We start from the raw sequence: 16921 nt of genomic DNA on the forward strand, positions 1-16921 counted from the left end.
CCGGCCCGTCCCCCGAACGGGCCGGGGCGGTCTCGGCCGGCGGCGGTTCGACGGCCTCGTCGTGCGTGAGGCCAGGCAGCCGCCGGGGCAGTGGCCGACGACCCGGCGCCGTCGGACCACCCTTCGACGTTAGGGGTGCGATCCGGCCGTCTCGTCGTGCTCTCAGGTGAGCCTGCCGGGTCCGGGCTCATCCCTTCGGTGTGGAGGCATCCCCGACGAGGCGTACCGAAGCCCCTTACACGTAAAGGGGGTTGGGCCCCGGGAAAGGTCGACGTGTTCACACAGAGTGTTCATCGACCCTTCACAAAGCCCGAGTTGCCCGCTCCTGGCCGGTTTCTGATTACAAAACCTTGTTGGGTAAGTCACAGCTGGATGAAGTCCTTGATCTGCGCGTGTCAATCGGCAAGGGTTTCGAATCAGCCCCGGAAAGTTTCCGTCCGGTAGGCAAACCCCCCACAAATAGTGACGAGGAGACCCCCTCTTCATGGCAACTCACAAGCGCGCGAGCAAGAAGATCAAGCTCACCGCAGCCATAACCGCCGTCGTGGCGGCGGCCGGAGTGACCGCACTGAACTCTCCGTTCGCCGGAGCCGCCCCCGCCGAAGGCACGGTCTACGGACTGCACGCCCAGGACGCGGTGGACGGAAGCTACATCGTCCTGCTCGACAAGTCGGCCACGTCCGACTCCAAGCGCAAGCTCGCCGAGGAGTACGGCGGCAAGCTCCAGCGCGACTACTCCTCCTCCCTCAACGGCTTCTCCGCCAGCGGGCTTTCGGAGACCGAGGCCAAGCGGCTCGCCGCCGACCCGTCCGTCGGCAAGGTCGTACAGAACAAGAAGTTCCACATCAACGCGGAGCAGGCGAACCCGCCGTCCTGGGGCCTTGACCGGATCGACCAGGCCGACACCAAGGGCGACGGCAAGTACACCTACCCGGACAGTGCCGGGGACGGCGTCACCGCGTATGTGATCGACACCGGAGTCCGCATCTCCCACAAGGACTTCGGCGGGCGGGCCTCCTACGGCTTCAACGCGGTCGACAACAACGACAACGCGGACGACGGCAACGGCCACGGCACGCACGTGGCGGGCACCATCGCGGGCGCCGAGCACGGCGTGGCCAAGAAGGCGAAGATCGTCGCCGTGCGCGTCCTCGACAACCAGGGCTCCGGCAGCACCGAACAGGTCGTCGCGGGCATCGACTGGGTCACCAAGAATCACAAGGGCCCCTCGGTCGCCAACATGAGCCTCGGCGGCACCGCCGACCCGGCGCTGGACGAGGCCGTCCAGAAGGCGATCGCCTCCGGCGTCACCTTCGGCATCGCAGCCGGCAACGAGTCCACCGACGCGGGCAACAGTTCGCCGGCCCACGTGAAGGAAGCCATCACCGTCGCCTCCTCCACCAAGGACGACAAGCAGTCCGACTTCTCCAACTTCGGTTCGGTGGTCGACCTCTACGCCCCCGGCTCGGACATCACCTCCGACTGGAACACCAGCGACACGGCCACCAACACCATCTCCGGTACGTCCATGGCGACCCCGCACGTCGTCGGCGCCGCGGCCGTCTACCTGGCAGGCCACAAGGACGCCACCCCGGCCCAGGTCTCCGACGCCCTCACCAAGGGCGCCACGGCCGACAAGATCTCCAACGCGAGCCCCGGCACCCCGAACAAGCTGCTGAAGATCGTCGAGTAGACACCGTTCGGCAGCGGCGAACGGCGGCTCCCGCGCCCGTCCCCCACGGGGCGCGGGGGCCGCTTTAGGGTGACCCCCATGACGACGACGTACGCCGCTCTGCTGCGCGGCATCAATGTGGGCGGGAACAGACGAGTTCCCATGGCCGACCTTCGGGAAATCCTCGGCGAGTTGGGCCACGGCGATGTGAAGACGTACCTCAACAGCGGAAACGCCGTCTTCAGCAGCATCTCCCGCGATCAGGACGCGCTTGCGGCCGGCCTGGAGGCCGCCATCGAGAAGCACTTCGGCTTCCGCGTCGCCTGCATGGTGCGCAGCGGCCCCTATCTGCGGTCCGTCCTCGACGGCTGTCCCTTCCCGGCCGACGTTCTTGAGGGCAAGCAGCTGCACGCCACCTTCTTCGCGGGCCCGCCCGTCACCGCCGACCGCTTCGCCTCCATCGACCGGGCCGCCTTCCTCCCCGAGGAGTTCCGGCTCGGCGACCAGGTGCTCTATCTGTACGCGCCCGACGGCCTCGGCAAGTCGCAGCTCGGCGCCGCCCTGTCCCGGCCCGGACTGCTCAAGGGCATCGACGCGACCTCCCGCAACTGGAACACCGTCAAGGCGCTGGTGCGGATGACGGAGGCGGTCGGCGCCTGAGGTGCCATGCCCACCCGTCGGGAGTCGGCTCAGGACGCCCGAAGCGCGTCCAATGTGTTCAACTCGGCCTCGGACAAGCTGAGTTGAGCCGCATCCAGGTTCTCCTCCAGATGCGCCAGTGAGCCGGTGCCCGGCGTCGGGCACAGGGCGGGGGAGTGGTGCAGCAGCCAAGCCAGGGCGATCTGGCCCCTGGTCGCGCCGTGCTGCCGGGCGATCCGGTCGAGGTCGGCCGCCGCCTCGCCGGTGAGCGCGCCGTTGGCCAGCGGGAACCAGGGCAGAAACGCCAAGCCGTGCGCCTCGCACAGGGCGACGACCGCCGCCGACTCCCGGTCGAGGAGGTTGAAGCGGTTCTGCACGGAGGCGATGCCGGTCAGCCGGAGCGCCTGCTCCACCTGCTCGGCCGAGACGCTGTCCAGCCCGATGTGCCGGATCTTGCCCGCCCGTCTCAACTCGTCGAGAGCGCCCAGCTGTTCGGCCATGGGGACCTCGGGGTCGAGCCGGTGCAACTGGTACAGATCGATGGTCTCCACCCGCAGCCGGCGCAGGCTCGCCTCGCACATCGCCCGCAACTGCTCGGGCCGCCCCGCGATGTGCCAGGCGCTGTCGCTGGTCCGTACGACTCCGCCCTTGGTCGCGATCACCACATCGGCCGGGTAGGGGTGGAGCGCCTCCGCGACGAGTTCCTCGGCGAGGTCCGGGCCGTAGTTGTCGGCCGTGTCGATCAGTGTGACACCCCGGTGCACCGCCCGGCGCAGCACGGCGAGCGCGTCCGCCCGCTCGCCGCGCGGGCCCCAGTAGCCGGGCCCGGTCAGCTGCGCGGTGCCGAAGCCGAGCCGCCGCAGGGGCCGGTCGCCGCCGAGTGCGAAGGTCTCAGGGATCATGCAGAGGACCGTAGCCGACCACCTCTGCGCTCCGGCCGACGGGCCGAGCCGCGGCACGACCACCAGGCAACGGGCCGAGCCGTCCGACGCCGAAATGGCCCAGTGATCGCAGACATCATTGGACCAGTGGCGGGGGCCATTGCCGGGCTACGCTCGACCCATGACGGAAACCAAGACAGACCTCGCGCAGCGCACCACCGTCGACTTCTACTTCGACCCCGCCTGCCCCTTCGCCTGGATCACCTCCCGCTGGATGCTGGAGGTCGAGCGGCGCCGCGACATCGAGCTGAGATTCAGGCCGATGAGCCTCTACTTCCACAACATCGGCAATGAACTGCCCGACTGGTACCGGGACTTGGTCGACCGGTCGATCGGCCCCGTCCGGGTCGCGGTCGCGGCGGCGGAGGCGCACGGCGACGGCGTGCTGCGCGATCTGTACACCGCCTTCGGCACCCGCATCCACCAGGACAAGAACCAGGACTTCAACGAGGTGATCGCCCAGTCGCTCGCGGAGCTCGGCCTGCCCGCCGCGCTCGCCGAAGCCGCCCACGACCCGGCGCGCGACGAGGCCGTGCGCCGCAGCCACGACGCGGGCAAGGACCCGGCGGAGGACGGCTACGTCGGCACGCCGACCATGCACTTCGACGGCAAGGTCTACTTCGGCCCGGTGCTCAGCTCGATCCCGCGCGGTGAGGAGGCGGCCCGGCTCTTCGACAGCGTGCGCACGATCGCCGCGTACCCCGACTTCTTCGAGCTGAAGCGGACCCGGACGGGCTCCCTCCGCTTCGACTGAGGTCAGCGATCTTGTCGCGTTTCTTCAATACCGGGGGAGGGCTGCGGCGGCAGGCTGGTCGTATGAAGAACGAACACCGTGTCATGACCGAATGTGCAGCAGAGGCCGCCCGCATCGCGCGCGGCGTCACCCCCGGGCAGCTCGCCGGGCCCACTCCCTGCGGGGAGTGGGACGTGCGGGCGCTGGTCAACCACTGGGTCCTGTACACCTCGCACGGCCTGGGGCACCGGGCGTTGCGCAAGCCGCTCCCGGACGAGCTCACCGCGCGTGACTTCACCGCCGACGCCGACTGGCCCGAGCGGTACGCCGCCCAGCTCGACCGGGCCGTCGCCGCGTGGGCCGACCCGGCCGTCTGGGAGGGCGAGATCGATCTGGGCGGGACCGCGCTGGCCGCCGCACACATCGCCTCGATGGTCGTCAAGGAGATGGTGGTGCACGGCTGGGACGTCGCGCGCGCCACCGGGCAGGAGGTGCGGATCTCCGAGGAGTCCGCCGCGTTCGTCCTGAAGGTCGTCGAGGACAACGCCGAGCTCTACCGCCAGTACCAGGGCTTCGCCGACCCGGTTGACCTGCCGTTCGCGGCCGCCACCTTCGAGCGCGCCCTGGCCGCCTCCGGCCGCGATCCGCACTGGGTCGCCTGACTCCAATTCGCGCTCAAGTGATCCGATGACTAGGGGGAGTTGGCGAGGAATCCCGAGGAATCCGGATCGATGTGTTGACCGTGGTATGTCAATGCTCCTACCTTTCCAGTGGCTCAGGGGGCCGGTCCCATGAGCTCCCACTGGGAGGGAACATGCCCGCATCCCGGAGCGCGCCGCGGACGGCGCCCCAAAGAGCCGCCCCGATCCTCGCACTCGCGGCCGCCCTGGCCCTGGGCGTCCCGGGCCTCGTGCCGTCGGCCACGGCACGCTCGCCGCACGCGTCCTCGGCCGATGTGTATGTGTCCCCCACTGGGAACGATTTGGCCGACGGCACCGCCCAGCACCCCGTGCGCGGCCTGCCGCGCGCCCGCGACGTGGCGCGCGGCAGGGCGGCGCACCAGAGTGCCGACCTCACGGTCCACCTCACGGCCGGTACGTACCGCATGGACAAGCCGCTCGAACTCGACGCCCGCGACTCCGGCCGGAACGGCCACCGCATCATCTGGCAGGGCGCGGGCGCCGGGGCCACCGTCATCAGCGGCGGCCACAAGGTCGAGGGCTGGCAGCCGGTGTCCGGACGCCCCGGGCTGTGGTCCGCACCCGCACCCCAAGGGCTCGGCGACACACGGCAGTTGTACGTCGACGGCGTGCGCGGTCAGCGTGCCAGGGGCGAGGTGCCGGTCGGCCTCACCGCCACGTCCACCGGCTACACCGCGACCTCCGACGCCATCGCGCGCTGGCGCCGTCCCTCCGACGCCGAGTTCGTGTACACCAGCGGCGAGGCCCTCTGGAACGTCGAGCGCAACGGACTCGGCCAGTGGACCGAACCCCGCTGCACGATCGCCGCCGCCAAGGGCGCCGCGATCACCATGGCCCAGCCGTGCTGGGACAACTCCAACAAGCGCGTCGAGTTCCCCGACCGGCCCGGCCGCACGGTGAGCATGGTCGGCCCCGGCAAGCTCACCAACAACGGCGAGGCGTCCTACGTCGAGAACGCCTACGAACTCCTCGACCAGCCCGGCGAGTGGTACCTCGACCGCACCGCGGGCACCGTGTACTACCTGCCGCGCCAGGGCGAGGACCCGAGGAGCGCCGACATCGAGGCGGCCTCCGCCGAGAAGCTGCTCGACGGGCACGGCACCTCGAAGGCGCCGCTGCACGATGTCGCCTTCCAGGGGCTCCAGTTCAGCTACGCGACCTGGCTGACGCCGTCCGGCCCCGAGGGCTTCTCCGAGATCCAGGCCGGCTACACCATCACCGGCGCCAAGGGCTGGGCGACCCAGGGCCTGTGCGGCTTCACCCCGGGTGGCACCTGCCCCTTCGCCTCCTGGACGAAGATGCCGGGCAACGTGTCCTTCTCGTACGCGCGCGGCATCGACATCAGCGACAGCACCTTCGCGCATCTCGGCGCCGCAGGTCTCGAACTAGGCACCGGCACGACCAACTCAACGGTGAAATCAAGCGTGTTCACCGACATCTCCGGCAACGGGATGGAGATCGGCGGTGTGGATGGCCAGGCTCCCGCCTCCCACATCGAGGTGACGGACAATCATCTCTACGCGCTGCCCCGGGAGTTCCACGGCGGGGTGGGCATCCTCAACGGGTACACCCAGCACAACACCATCGCGCACAACCAGCTCGACCACCTCGGCTACAGCGCGATCTCGATGGGCTGGGGCGGCTGGCCCGACAAGATCGGCTCGCCCGCGACACCCAACCCGAGCCACGACAACGCGGTGCGCGACAACCTGATCTTCGACTACATGCAACTCCTCGACGACGGCGGAGGCGTCTACACCCAGGGCCTGACCGGCACGTCGATGGCCGACGGCGAGAAGGTCACCGGCAACGTCATCCACGATCAGTGGGGCCTGGGCAAGAGCGTCTACACCGACAATGGCTGCACCTACGAGACCGTCCAGGGCAACGTCCTGTACGGCGCCGCGTACGCGAATGTCGCCAGCCGCCACACCGACTACCGCGACAAGCTCGGCAACAACGACCCGACGCTGATCAAGGACAACTGGTGGGAGGAAGGCACCGCCGACGGCAACAGCAAGGGCCTGGTGACCACGGGCAACCACATCATGGCCGGCCTCGCCGACGTGCCGCCGGACGTACTCGCGGGCGCCGGCATCGAGCCCGCGTACCGCTCGGTCCTCGACCGTACGACGCAGGCGGTCTCCGTGCCCGAGGCCCCGGCCCGCGTGGGCACGAGCACGGCGGGCGCGGATGCGATGTACGTGACCTTCAACCCCGCGTATGTGGACGGCGGTTCACCACTGACCGGGTACACGGCCCACGCCCTGCGCCCCGACGGAACCGAGGCCGCGATGGCCGACATCACCGCGGCGGACTTCGCACGGCAGGCGTATGTACGCATCGGCAAACTCAGGGTGCCGGAGGGCCCGTTCAGGGTGACAGTCACCGCACGCAACGCGCACGGAGAGAGCGCCCCGTCGCTCGCCTCGGCGCCGCTCGCGCCGAGCGCGGCCGTCGTGTTGCCGGGGGCGCCGACCGGGGTCAAGGTGCGGGCCGGCGCCGGGGCGGTGACAGTGGCGTGGACGCCGCCCGCGGCCATGGGCGACGCGAAGGTCGTCGGCTACCGGATCACCGTCTCGGACGGGCGGGTCGTGGAGGTCACCGGGCGGGACGCCCTGGTCACCCAGCCGACGGCGAAGGGGATGTTCCGGGTGGTGGGGGGTCTTGTGCCGGGCAAGCGCTACACGTTCACGGTCGCGGCCGTCACGGCGGCGGGGGTGGGGCCGGGGGCCGCAGCTGGATCTCTGACCCAGTCGTGAAGCGGACGCAAACGGATGCGCAGGAGCGACGGGCCGTGTCGGTCATGGCGGCACCTTGAGGGGCCGGCTGGCTCGGGAATTCTTGGGGTGGCACGGGCAGGCGCATTTCAGCACTTCAAGGGGTGCCTCACCCTGCCAACGGCGCACCTCCAACGGGCCGGGGCAGTGCGTGTGTCCGCCCGGCCAGCAGAGGTTGCGGGCTTCTCGACACTCGGGAGTCACATAGGCGCTCGGCGTCCGCTTCGCGGTCATGACTCGGCCTGACTGTCGAGTGCGGTCGTGCCCGCCTCGATCACTTGGTCGAGCCGGATCGGATCGCACAGGGCGCCGGGGGCGGACATGGGTACGGCCCAGTAGCTCGCGTGGGCCGCGTCCGGCTCGTTGTCCCCGATGCGGGGCACGCCGAGGTAGTGGCCGAGACCGAGGTGAGTGGCGTACGGGCCAAGGCTCCGGGGTGACGGCGACGGCGGGACCAGCGCGTAGAACCGGCGCCCGCGTGGGTCGTGGATGACGGGCCCGCGCAGGCACGCACGCAGGACCGCGGTCGCCCCCTGGCCGACAGCTACGGCGTACACCAGCTCGTCGGCCAGGCGGACGGCGGAGAAGCGGCGTCCCAGCGCCAGCAGTGCGATGGGCCCGTTCGCCCATTGATCCCACGCTTCCTGAGGCCTGTTGAGGCTGCCTGCGAGCCAGCTGGAGATCGCTCTCTCTGCCTCGGTGAGGGAGCGGGCAAGGGGGGTTCCGAGGGTGCTCATGGGTGCCTCCGCAGTGGGCTGCTTCGAGCGGCAAGGATCTCGGGGAAGCGGCAGGCATCTCGATATCCGAGCGGTAATCTCACCGTGAGATGGATTGGTATCCCACCTGCGGATAGGGGAGGTGGAGGGTGGCCGGACTACCGGCAGCGATCGAACTTCCCGGCTGGGCCTGGGAGACGGCCGAACTGCGGCAGGCGCTGCGCCGTCGGGACATGGGTGCGGTATTCCGGTGCGTACAGCAGTACTCAGGCGCCAGTCAGGCGAGGATCGGCACGGCCATCGACATGGCGCAGGGGCGCGTGAACGAAATCATCAACGGCCGCCGTGAGGTGTCCCGCCTGGACGTGTACGAGCGGATCGCCGACGGCCTGGACATGCCCGACGACGCCCGTCACCTCCTCGGTCTGGCGGCCAGCAGGGAGAGGCGTTGGGGGCGGCGCGGCCTTTGACCTGGCCGCGTTCCCCGAGGTCGTCCGCGTGTACGCCTCGCAGGCCTCAGCCAGTGAAGAAATCCGTCAACATGCCAGCGCTGCACGAGAGTTGGATGTGCTGGCGGTTCGAGGACTCGGCCTGATCGGACTGAACGACTCGCTCCTGCGGGCTTGCCTTCCTCGCGAACAGGGTGGTCACGGTCGGCGGGTGCGCCTCCTGCTCCTCGACCCCGAGTCGGTCGCGATCACCCAACGAGCGGCGGAGGTGGGGGAATCGGTCGAGTCCCTGGCGAGCGGGGTACGCCTGGCCGAGGCGAGGCTGCGGGAACTAACTGGTACCTGCGATGTGCAGGTGTACCGGTACAGCATGCTTCCGACCTGGCGCGTCATCCGCACTGATACGACGATGTTCGTGGGTGCTTTCGACGCAGGCTGGGAAGGCCATGAGTCGGCGTGCTACAAGGTGATGGAGACGCCGCACGGACCGTTGTACCGCGGTTTCCGACGCATGGTCGAGGCGATCATCGATGGAGCCGAGCGTACGGTGTGAAAGGGGATCGCTGGTGATCGAGGCCGAGTTGAAGGCGCGCGTCCATGCTCCCGAGGCGGTGCTGCGCCGTCTCGATGAGCGAGCCACTGGCCGGGCCGAGGTGTACCGCGACACCTACTACGACGACCGGGCGGGCGGACTTGAGGAGAAGGACCAGGAGCTGCGGGTGCGAACTGTGCGCGGGGCGGACGGCATTCGCACCGTCCTGACGTTCAAGGCTGCCAAGGTCGATGAGGCGTCGGGGTCCAAGCCCGAGTACGAGACCCGCGTCAGTGATGCGGAGGCCGTGCACGCCATGCTCCGCCAGCTCGGCTATGTGCCGGTCATCGCGTTCGAGAAGCGGTGCAGGAACTACGACTTCAAGGCCTACGACCGGCAGATGCTCGCCACCCTGGCCCGGGTCCCGGAGCTCGACGGCACGTTCATCGAGGTGGAGACCCTCGTTGACGAGACCGACGTGACGGCCGCACTGGACGACGTCCGCTCAGTCCTGGCGGACCTGGGCATCGGGGCCGACGACCTGACGACGGAGCTGTACACCGACGCGGTACGGGCTCGGCGCAGTCGCTGATCCGGATCATGGTGGAGAACCCCTCCAGTCCGAAGGCTGAAGGGGCTCTTTTGTTGGGGCGGCACCTGGCTACAGGGCGGATTGGAACGTCGAGGCGCTCGGCGTGGTTCGGACGTCGAGGTGAGGCGGTCGACGGCTGTGGGGATATGGCTCGTGCTCGATCGGCTCGGGACTACCGGCCGGTGCGCCCTCAACTCGCCAGCACCGCAGTACAGTTGGCTACGGTCCGTCAGGAGGGAACCGCAGTGAGCGAAGGAAGCGGAGTGCCCCGCACGTGGGACGACCCTCGGTACAGCCAGGTACTGGCGAGCTGGCGGCGTCTTCGGGTTGAAAGGCGTCCCGGAAGGCGCCCCCGTCGTTTCTGCCCGCACGGGTTCGGGGTGACCCTCACGGTCGATGCTCGGACAGGCAAGCCATTCAACGTCGAGTGTGCGTCCTGCAACTCGGCTGAAGGCTGAGCCAGTAACGCGGCACCCGCGAGCAGGGCTCAAGCCGTCAGCGCGGGGCTGCGAGGGCGGGTCTTCGCCTCGTCGTACCGGGACAGGAGAAGGCGCGCCAACTCCGGCGCCGCGCCCAGCACTTCGGCCAGGACATCCGCGTCCGCCGCGCCCCGGGCGATCCGGTCGGGCAGGAAGCCGGGGGCGATGACGTACGGGGCGACGGCCACCCGGCGCACGCCCAGGGCCCGAAGCTCCCGCACGGCGTCTTCCGTGCGGGGCAGGGCCGCGGAGGCGAACGCAGGCCGCACGGCGCACCAACCGGTGTGCCGCAGCTCCCGCGCAATTTCAGCGATCACTGCGATCGCCTCCGGGTCGGTGGAGCCCGCCGAGGCCAGGACGACCCCGGTCGAGCGCTTGTCGGCGGGGGTGAGGCCCGCTTCGTACAGTCGCCGTTCCAGCGTGGCGAGCAGCAGGGGGGAGGGGCCGAGGACGTCGGCCAGGCGGATGTTCAGGCGGGCCGGGGCCCGGTCCAGGACCGCCGGGATGTCCGCCTTGGCGTGGAAGGCGCGGGTCAGGAGGAGGGGGAGGGCCACGACGTCCCGTACGCCTTCCACGGCCAGGCGGTCCAGGGCCTGCGGGACCGACGGCGCGTTGAAGTCCAGGAATCCGAGCTCCACGCGCACCCCCGGTCGCAGCGACCGCACCCGCCGCACCAGGGCGTGGACGGTCGCGGCGTGCCGGGGGTCGCGGCTGCCGTGGGCTATGACGAGGAGGACCGGGCGGTGCACGGGCGGCTCAGCCCTTCACGAGCAGACCGCGGCCGCGCAGCACCCTGCGCTCCAGCGGGCTGAAGATCAGCAGGTCGATGGCGATGCCGACGAGCAGGATCAGGACGATCGCCAGGAAGATGCCGGGCATGTCCGAGTTGTTGCGGCCGTTCTCCAGCAACTGGCCGAGCCCGAGGCCGAGATCGGGCGAGGAGGCGATGATCTCGGCGGCCATCAGCGAACGCCAGGAGAACGCCCAGCCCTGCTTCAGACCGGCGAGGTAGCCGGGCAGCGCGGCCGGCATCAGGATGTGCCAGGCGCCGCGCACCCCGGTCGCGCCCAGCGTGCGGCCCGCCCGCAGATACAGCGGCGGCACCTGGTCGACGCCGGAGACCAGACCGTTGGCGATCGAGGGGACCGCGCCAAGGAGGATCACCGCGTACATCATCGAGTCGTTCAGGCCGAGCCAGAGTACGGCCGGCGGGACCCAGGCCACCGATGGCAGCGACTGGAGCCCGGACAGGATCGGACCGATCGCGGCCCGCACGAACTTGACCCGGGACACGAGCAGGCCGAGCGGTGTGCCGATGGCGAGCGCGAGCAGGAAGCCGAGCAGACCGCGCGAGACGCTGGTCCACACGACGTCGAGCAGGGTCCCCTGGAGCCACATGTCCTCAAGGCTCGACCACACCGCGGACGGCGCGGGCAGCTTGTACGAGTCGGTGACCTTCGCCGAGACCAGGACCTGCCACACCACCAGGACCAGGGCGACCGCGGTCAGTGGCGGCAGCACCTTCTTGACCAGGACTTCGCGCACCGGGGTGCGGTGGGTCTGGACGGTTTCGAGCGCGTCGAGCCCCGCTTCGAGGCTGCCCAGGTCGGGGGAGTCCCTGACGTCAGTGGTCTCAGTGCTGGCCATGGCGGCGGATCTCCCCACGCAGTTGTTCAGTGATCTCGACGGAGAGCTCCGCCACTTCGGCGTCCTCGATGCGGCGCGGCTGGTCGATGTCGACCGTCCACTCGTGGGCCACCCGGCCGGGTCGCGAGGAGAGCAGCACCACGCGCTGGGCGAGCCGGACCGCCTCGCGCACGTTGTGCGTCACGAAGAGCACGGACAGGTTCGTCTCCCGCCAGATGCGGGTCAGCTCGTCGTGCAGCACGTCGCGGGTGATCGCGTCGAGCGCCGCGAACGGCTCGTCCATCAGGAGGAGTTGGGAGTCCTGGGCGATCGCGCGGGCCATCGCCACGCGCTGGCGCATGCCGCCGGACAGCTCGTGCACGCGCTTGCCGTACGCGCCCTGGAGGCGGACCAGGGCCAGGAGCTCCTCGGCCCGCTCGCGCCGGTCGTTCTTGGGCACCCCGCGCAGCCGCAGGGCGAGCTCGATGTTCTTGCCCGCGGTCAGCCACGGGAACAGGGCGTGCTCCTGGAACATCAGGGCGGGCCGCCCGCCGGGCGTCTCGATGGTGCCCGCGGTCGGCGCGTCCAGGCCCGCCACCAGGTTGAGAAGCGTCGACTTTCCGCAGCCGGAGGCGCCCAGGAGGGTGACGAACTCGCCCGGCGCGACATCGAGCGAGATGTCGTCGAGGACGAGCTGCGGTCCCGCGGGACCGTTGAAGGACTTCGAGACGTGCCCGATCCGGGCGGCGTACTCGTGCGCTGCCGCCGTGCGGTCCGTGGCCTTGGCGAGTGCGGTGGCCATGGTCGTCACCTCCTGGGAAACCTGTGAACCGGCTTGATACGGGGACTAGTTGACGCCGAGACCGGCGTCGCCGACCTCGGGCCTGCCCAGGGACTTGAGGACCTTGTTGAGCGGGTCCAGGTCGTAGATGCCCTTGAGGTCGGGCTTCTTGAGGAGGCCGGCCTTCACCGCGTGGTCGGCCTGCGCCTGGAGGCTGGCCGCCAGCGGGTCGTCCAGGGTCTGGATGGACTTCCACGCCGGGTCGATGATGTCCGCCGGCAGCTCCTTGCCGGAGAGCTTCTTGAGCGCGGCGTTCGCCGAGGCCTTCGCCTGGTCGGGGTGGGTGACGATCCACTCGTTGGTCTTCACCGAGCCGCGCAGGACCGCCTCGACGACATCGGGGTGCTCCTTGAGGAACTTCTGCGACACGATGATGTTGGTGATCACGAACTGGTGGTCCGGCCACAGGTCGGACTCGTCCACGAGGACCTTGCCGCCCTCCTGCACCAGCTTGGACGCGGTCGGCTCGGGCACCCACGCGCCGTCGATCGAGCCGGACTTGTACGCGTCCGGGGTGATCTTGTTGTCGGTGCGGACCACGTTGACGTCGCCCTTGCCGCTCTGCGCGTCGACCTTCCAGCCCTTGTCGGCCAGCCAGTTCAGGAACGCCACGTCCTGGGTGTTGCCGAGCTGCGGGGTCGCGATGTTCTTGCCCTTGAGCTCGTCCACCGACTTGATCTTGTTCGGGTTGACCACCAGCTTCACACCGCCGGAGGCCGAGCCGCCGATGATGCGCAGGCTCTGGCCCTTGGACTTGGTGAAGCCGTTGATGGCGGGCGAGGGGCCGATCCAGCCGATGTCGATCGAGCCCGCGTTGAGCGCCTCGATCTCGGAGGGCCCCGCGTTGAAGGTGGCCGTCTTGACGGCCGTGCCGCCCAGCTCCTTCTGGAACAGCCCCTCCTGAACGCCGACCAGCGGCGTGGCGTGGGTCAGGTTCGGGAAGTAGCCGATCTTCACGGAGTCGGCGGAGAGCTTCTTGCCGTCGGCGGCGGGCGCGGCCTTCCCGGCGTCGCCCTTGTCGGCGGCGGAGCCGTAGCCGCAGGCGGCGAGCGCCCCGAACAGCAGGGGCAGGGTGGCGGCGGCTATCAGGCTGCGCCGCAAAGTGGAGCTGGCAGGCACGGGAGGGTGTCCTCTCGGAGGCCCGGTGCTTACGTCCGGCGGAGTCTCAACTCCGGGACGCGGCCGGGAAGTCGGCAGGTCTTCGGCGGTGCGGGGGGTGCTGGTGGTGCATCCGGGCGCGCGAGCGGTGCGCGTACGTCATCGCGCACATCGGGCGACCCCGCCCTGGCCGCTGCCGAGGGCGCCGCTGCCCACGCGGCCGCCCTCCTTCGCGAAGGTCGAGTAGACGTCGTGACTGTGGATCGGAAGTCCCAGCATCAGAAGTCCCAACCCGCCTCGTCCGCAACGGTGTTGAGCACCTTGTGGGTGGCGAACGACTCGCCGGCCATGCCGGCCGCGAGCGTGGTGCCGTCCGCCGGGTCGATCAGCAGGAACGAGCCCGTGCGCCGCGAGTCGGCGTAGGAGTCGAGCGCGAGCGGCTCGGCGGTGCGCACCTTGACCTGGCCGATGTCGTTGGCGACGAGCTGGCCCGGCTCGGGGTGCTGGGAGAGGTCGTCCAGGGTCAGCCGGGACGGGATCTCCCTGACGATCGCCTTGACCGTGCGGGTGGTGTGCTTGAGCAGCACCCGCTGACCCACCGTCAGGGGCTGGTCGGCCACGTGGCAGACGGTCGCCTCCACGTCCTGGGTGGTGGCGGGGGCGTCCCCGCTCGGCACGATCAGGTCGCCGCGCGAGATGTCGATGTCGTCCTCCAGGAGGAGGGTGACGGACTGCGGAGTCCAGGCGATGTCGACGGACTCGCCGAGCAGGTCGATCCCCGCGATCTTGCTGGTGCGCCCGGAGGGAAGCACGGTCACCGGCTCGCCGACCCGGAACGTACCGGCGGCGATCTGGCCCGCGTAACCGCGGTAGTCCGGGAGCTCGGCGGTCTGCGGCCGGATCACGTACTGCACGGGAAGGCGCGCGTGGCAGGAGGCCAGGTCGTGGCTGACCGGGACCGTCTCCAGGTGCTCCAGGACGGTGGGGCCGCCGTACCAGTCCATGTTGGCGCTGGGCTCCACCACGTTGTCCCCGGCAAGCGCCGAGATCGGGATGGCGGTGATCTCAGGGACGCCCAACTCGCTGGCGTACGCAGTGAATTCCTCGGCGATCTTCGCGAAGACCTTCTCCTCGTACGCCACCAGGTCCATCTTGTTGACGGCGAGGACGACGTGCGGGACGCGCAGGAGGGCGGCGACCGCGGCGTGCCGGCGGGTCTGCTCGATGACGCCGTTGCGGGCGTCGACCAGGACCACGGCGAGGTCGGCGGTGGAGGCGCCGGTCACCATGTTGCGGGTGTACTGCACGTGCCCGGGGGTGTCGGCCAGGATGAACCGGCGCCGCGGGGTCGCGAAGTAGCGGTAGGCCACGTCGATGGTGATGCCCTGCTCGCGCTCGGCCCGCAGGCCGTCGGTGAGCAGCGCCAGGTCGGGGGCCTCCTGGCCGCGCTTGAGCGAGGCCGCCTCGACGGCTTCGAGCTGGTCGGTCAGGACCGACTTCGAGTCGTGCAGGAGCCGGCCCACCAGGGTGGACTTGCCGTCGTCGACGGACCCGGCGGTCGCGAAGCGCAACAGGGTGGTGGCCGACAGATCGGCCAACTGTACTGCGTTGTCAACGGAGTTGGACATTCTAGAAGTACCCCTCGCGCTTGCGGTCTTCCATCGCGGCCTCGGACATCTTGTCGTCGGCGCGGGTGGCACCCCGCTCGGTGAGCCTCGATGCGGCGATCTCGGTGATGACGGCGTCCAGCGTCGTCGCGTCGGAGTCGACGGCGCCGGTGCAGGACATGTCGCCGACGGTGCGGTAGCGCACCAGGCGGGTCTCGACGCTCTCGTCGGCCTTGGGGCCGCCCCACTCGCCGGCGGTCAGCCACATCCCGGACCGCTTGAACACCTCGCGCTCGTGGGCGAAGTAGATCTGGGGCAGGTCGATGTCCTCGCGGGCGATGTACTGCCACACGTCCAGCTCGGTCCAGTTGGACAGCGGGAACACCCGGACGTGCTCACCGGGGGCGTGCCGGCCGTTGTAGAGCTGCCACAGCTCGGGGCGCTGGCGGCGCGGGTCCCACTGCGAGAACTCGTCGCGCAGCGAGAACACCCGCTCCTTGGCGCGCGCCTTCTCCTCGTCGCGCCGGCCGCCGCCGAACACCGCGTCGAAGCGGTGCTCCTGAATGGCCTCGGTCAGCGGGAGGGTCTGGAGCGGGTTGCGCGTCCCGTCCGGGCGCTCGCGCAGTTTGCCCGCGTCGATGTAGTCCTGCACCGAGGCGACGTGCAGGCGAAGGCCGTGCTCGGCCACCACCCGGTCGCGGTAGGCGAGGACCTCGGGGAAGTTGTGCCCGGTGTCCACGTGCAGCAGCGTGAAGGGAACGGCCGCCGGGGCGAACGCCTTCAGCGCCAGGTGCAGCATGACGATGGAGTCCTTGCCGCCGGAGAAAAGGATCACCGGCCGCTCGAACTCACCCGCCACCTCACGGAAGATGTGCACCGCCTCGGACTCCAGAGCGTCCAGGTGGCTGAGCGCGTACGGGGTGTCGGTGCCCTCGCTCACGGTGATTGCCGACGTCATGCCAGGCCCCTCTCGGTGAGCAGCGCATGCAGCGCGGCCGCGGACTCGTGCACGGTCTGGGTGTGCGACTCGATCCGCAGATCCGGCGCCTCGGGCGCCTCGTACGGGTCGTCGACGCCGGTCAGGCCGCTGATCTCGCCCGCCGCCTGCTTGGCGTACAGACCCTTCACATCGCGTACGGAGCAGACCTCCACCGGCGTCGCGACGTGCACCTCCAGATAGGCGGTGCCCTCGCCCTGGTGGCGCTTGCGCACCGCCTCTCGGCTGTCGGCGTACGGGGCGATCACCGGGACCAGCGCCTTCACGCCGTTGGCGGCGAGCAGTTCGGCGACGAAGCCGATCCGCTGCACGTTGGTGTGCCGGTCCTCGCGGCTGAAGCCGAGGCCCGCCGAGAGGAACTCGCGGATCTCGTCGCCGTCGAGCACCTCCACGCGGTGGCCGCCCTCGCGCAGCCGGCCCGCGAGCTCGTACGCGATGGTGGTCTTGCCGGCGCTCGGCAGACCGGTCAGCCAGATGGTGGCTCCCGCCTCCGTCACGCTCATCGAAGTCTCCTGATC

The 16921-nt window shown here is 69.9% G+C and carries 17 protein-coding genes; 8 read left to right on the top strand and 9 right to left on the bottom strand.

The genetic code is table 11. The features are described 5' to 3' along the window. Nucleotides 1-484: 484 nt before the first annotated feature. Together ADK54_RS14415 and ADK54_RS14420 are read left to right on the top strand one after the other, a co-directional pair. Nucleotides 485-1693 carry a S8 family peptidase gene (locus ADK54_RS14415; RefSeq protein WP_053726022.1) on the top strand — a complete coding sequence of 403 codons (1209 nt, stop codon included), beginning with the start codon at nt 485-487 and terminating at the stop codon, nt 1691-1693. Between the two features lie 78 nt (nt 1694-1771). Further along, nucleotides 1772-2332 (top strand): DUF1697 domain-containing protein, encoded by a 561-nt coding sequence (locus ADK54_RS14420; RefSeq protein WP_053726023.1) that lies wholly within the window; start codon nt 1772-1774, stop codon nt 2330-2332. A gap of 29 nt (nt 2333-2361) precedes the next feature. Here the strand turns inward: ADK54_RS14420 and ADK54_RS14425 are convergent, their stop codons facing one another. Next, nucleotides 2362-3213, bottom strand: coding sequence for an aldo/keto reductase (locus tag ADK54_RS14425; RefSeq protein WP_053726024.1), 852 nt, complete (start codon nt 3211-3213; stop codon nt 2362-2364). Between the two features lie 160 nt (nt 3214-3373). On the opposite strand from ADK54_RS14425, the gene ADK54_RS14430 reads away from it, so the two are divergent. The 3 genes from ADK54_RS14430 to ADK54_RS14440 all read left to right on the top strand — a co-directional run bounded on the left by ADK54_RS14430 (nt 3374) and on the right by ADK54_RS14440 (nt 7448). Then, nucleotides 3374-4006: a DsbA family protein gene (locus ADK54_RS14430; RefSeq protein WP_053726025.1), complete on the top strand. Its 633-nt coding sequence runs from the start codon at nt 3374-3376 to the stop codon at nt 4004-4006. 62 nt (nt 4007-4068) lie between these two features. After that, a complete protein-coding gene (locus tag ADK54_RS14435; RefSeq protein WP_053726026.1) occupies nt 4069-4647 on the top strand; it encodes a TIGR03086 family metal-binding protein in 579 nt (192 codons plus the stop codon). A gap of 152 nt (nt 4648-4799) precedes the next feature. Continuing rightward, entirely contained in the window at nt 4800-7448 is a 2649-nt protein-coding gene (locus tag ADK54_RS14440) for a fibronectin type III domain-containing protein (RefSeq protein ID WP_053726027.1), read from the top strand. A 248-nt stretch (nt 7449-7696) separates the two neighbouring features. Here the strand turns inward: ADK54_RS14440 and ADK54_RS14445 are convergent, their stop codons facing one another. After that, nucleotides 7697-8203, bottom strand: coding sequence for a hypothetical protein (locus ADK54_RS14445; protein WP_053726028.1), 507 nt, complete (start codon nt 8201-8203; stop codon nt 7697-7699). A gap of 128 nt (nt 8204-8331) precedes the next feature. Here ADK54_RS14445 and ADK54_RS47490 point away from each other — a divergent pair, with 128 nt between their 5' ends. The 3 genes from ADK54_RS47490 to cyaB are packed head-to-tail and all read left to right on the top strand — an operon-like array spanning nt 8332 to nt 9755. Further along, nucleotides 8332-8652 (top strand): helix-turn-helix domain-containing protein, encoded by a 321-nt coding sequence (locus ADK54_RS47490; RefSeq protein WP_234392064.1) that lies wholly within the window; start codon nt 8332-8334, stop codon nt 8650-8652. Between the two features lie 28 nt (nt 8653-8680). Beyond that, nucleotides 8681-9184 carry a hypothetical protein gene (locus ADK54_RS47495; RefSeq protein WP_234392065.1) on the top strand — a complete coding sequence of 168 codons (504 nt, stop codon included), beginning with the start codon at nt 8681-8683 and terminating at the stop codon, nt 9182-9184. Nucleotides 9185-9197: 13 nt separating this feature from the next. Beyond that, on the top strand, nt 9198-9755 hold the full coding sequence (cyaB, locus tag ADK54_RS14455) for a class IV adenylate cyclase (RefSeq protein ID WP_078966378.1): 558 nt from the start codon (nt 9198-9200) through the stop codon (nt 9753-9755). Nucleotides 9756-10242: 487 nt separating this feature from the next. On the opposite strand, the gene ADK54_RS14460 is transcribed toward cyaB, so the two are convergent. From ADK54_RS14460 to cysC, 7 genes are all read right to left on the bottom strand, one after another. Next, on the bottom strand, nt 10243-10983 hold the full coding sequence (locus tag ADK54_RS14460; RefSeq protein WP_053726029.1) for a sirohydrochlorin chelatase: 741 nt from the start codon (nt 10981-10983) through the stop codon (nt 10243-10245). Between the two features lie 7 nt (nt 10984-10990). Then, entirely contained in the window at nt 10991-11881 is an 891-nt protein-coding gene (locus ADK54_RS14465) for an ABC transporter permease (protein ID WP_053726030.1), read from the bottom strand. After that, nucleotides 11868-12662 (bottom strand): ABC transporter ATP-binding protein, encoded by a 795-nt coding sequence (locus tag ADK54_RS14470; protein WP_053726031.1) that lies wholly within the window; start codon nt 12660-12662, stop codon nt 11868-11870. Before ADK54_RS14470 ends, ADK54_RS14465 begins: the two co-directional genes overlap by 14 nt. A 45-nt stretch (nt 12663-12707) precedes the next feature. After that, nucleotides 12708-13820: an aliphatic sulfonate ABC transporter substrate-binding protein gene (locus tag ADK54_RS14475; protein ID WP_053726032.1), complete on the bottom strand. Its 1113-nt coding sequence runs from the start codon at nt 13818-13820 to the stop codon at nt 12708-12710. A 257-nt stretch (nt 13821-14077) separates the two neighbouring features. Beyond that, complete coding sequence (locus ADK54_RS14480) at nt 14078-15427, bottom strand: sulfate adenylyltransferase subunit 1 (RefSeq protein WP_053726033.1); 1350 nt, start codon at nt 15425-15427, stop codon at nt 14078-14080. A gap of 1 nt (nt 15428) precedes the next feature. Continuing rightward, nucleotides 15429-16364 carry a sulfate adenylyltransferase subunit CysD gene (gene cysD / locus ADK54_RS14485; RefSeq protein WP_053726034.1) on the bottom strand — a complete coding sequence of 312 codons (936 nt, stop codon included), beginning with the start codon at nt 16362-16364 and terminating at the stop codon, nt 15429-15431. Then, nucleotides 16361-16906 carry an adenylyl-sulfate kinase gene (gene cysC / locus ADK54_RS14490; protein WP_053726035.1) on the bottom strand — a complete coding sequence of 182 codons (546 nt, stop codon included), beginning with the start codon at nt 16904-16906 and terminating at the stop codon, nt 16361-16363. The genes cysD and cysC overlap by 4 nt, the downstream gene beginning before the upstream one ends. Nucleotides 16907-16921: the final 15 nt, after the last annotated feature.

It is taken from the genome of Streptomyces sp. WM6378 (assembly GCF_001279695.1).
Taxonomy (GTDB): Bacteria; Actinomycetota; Actinomycetes; order Streptomycetales; family Streptomycetaceae; genus Streptomyces.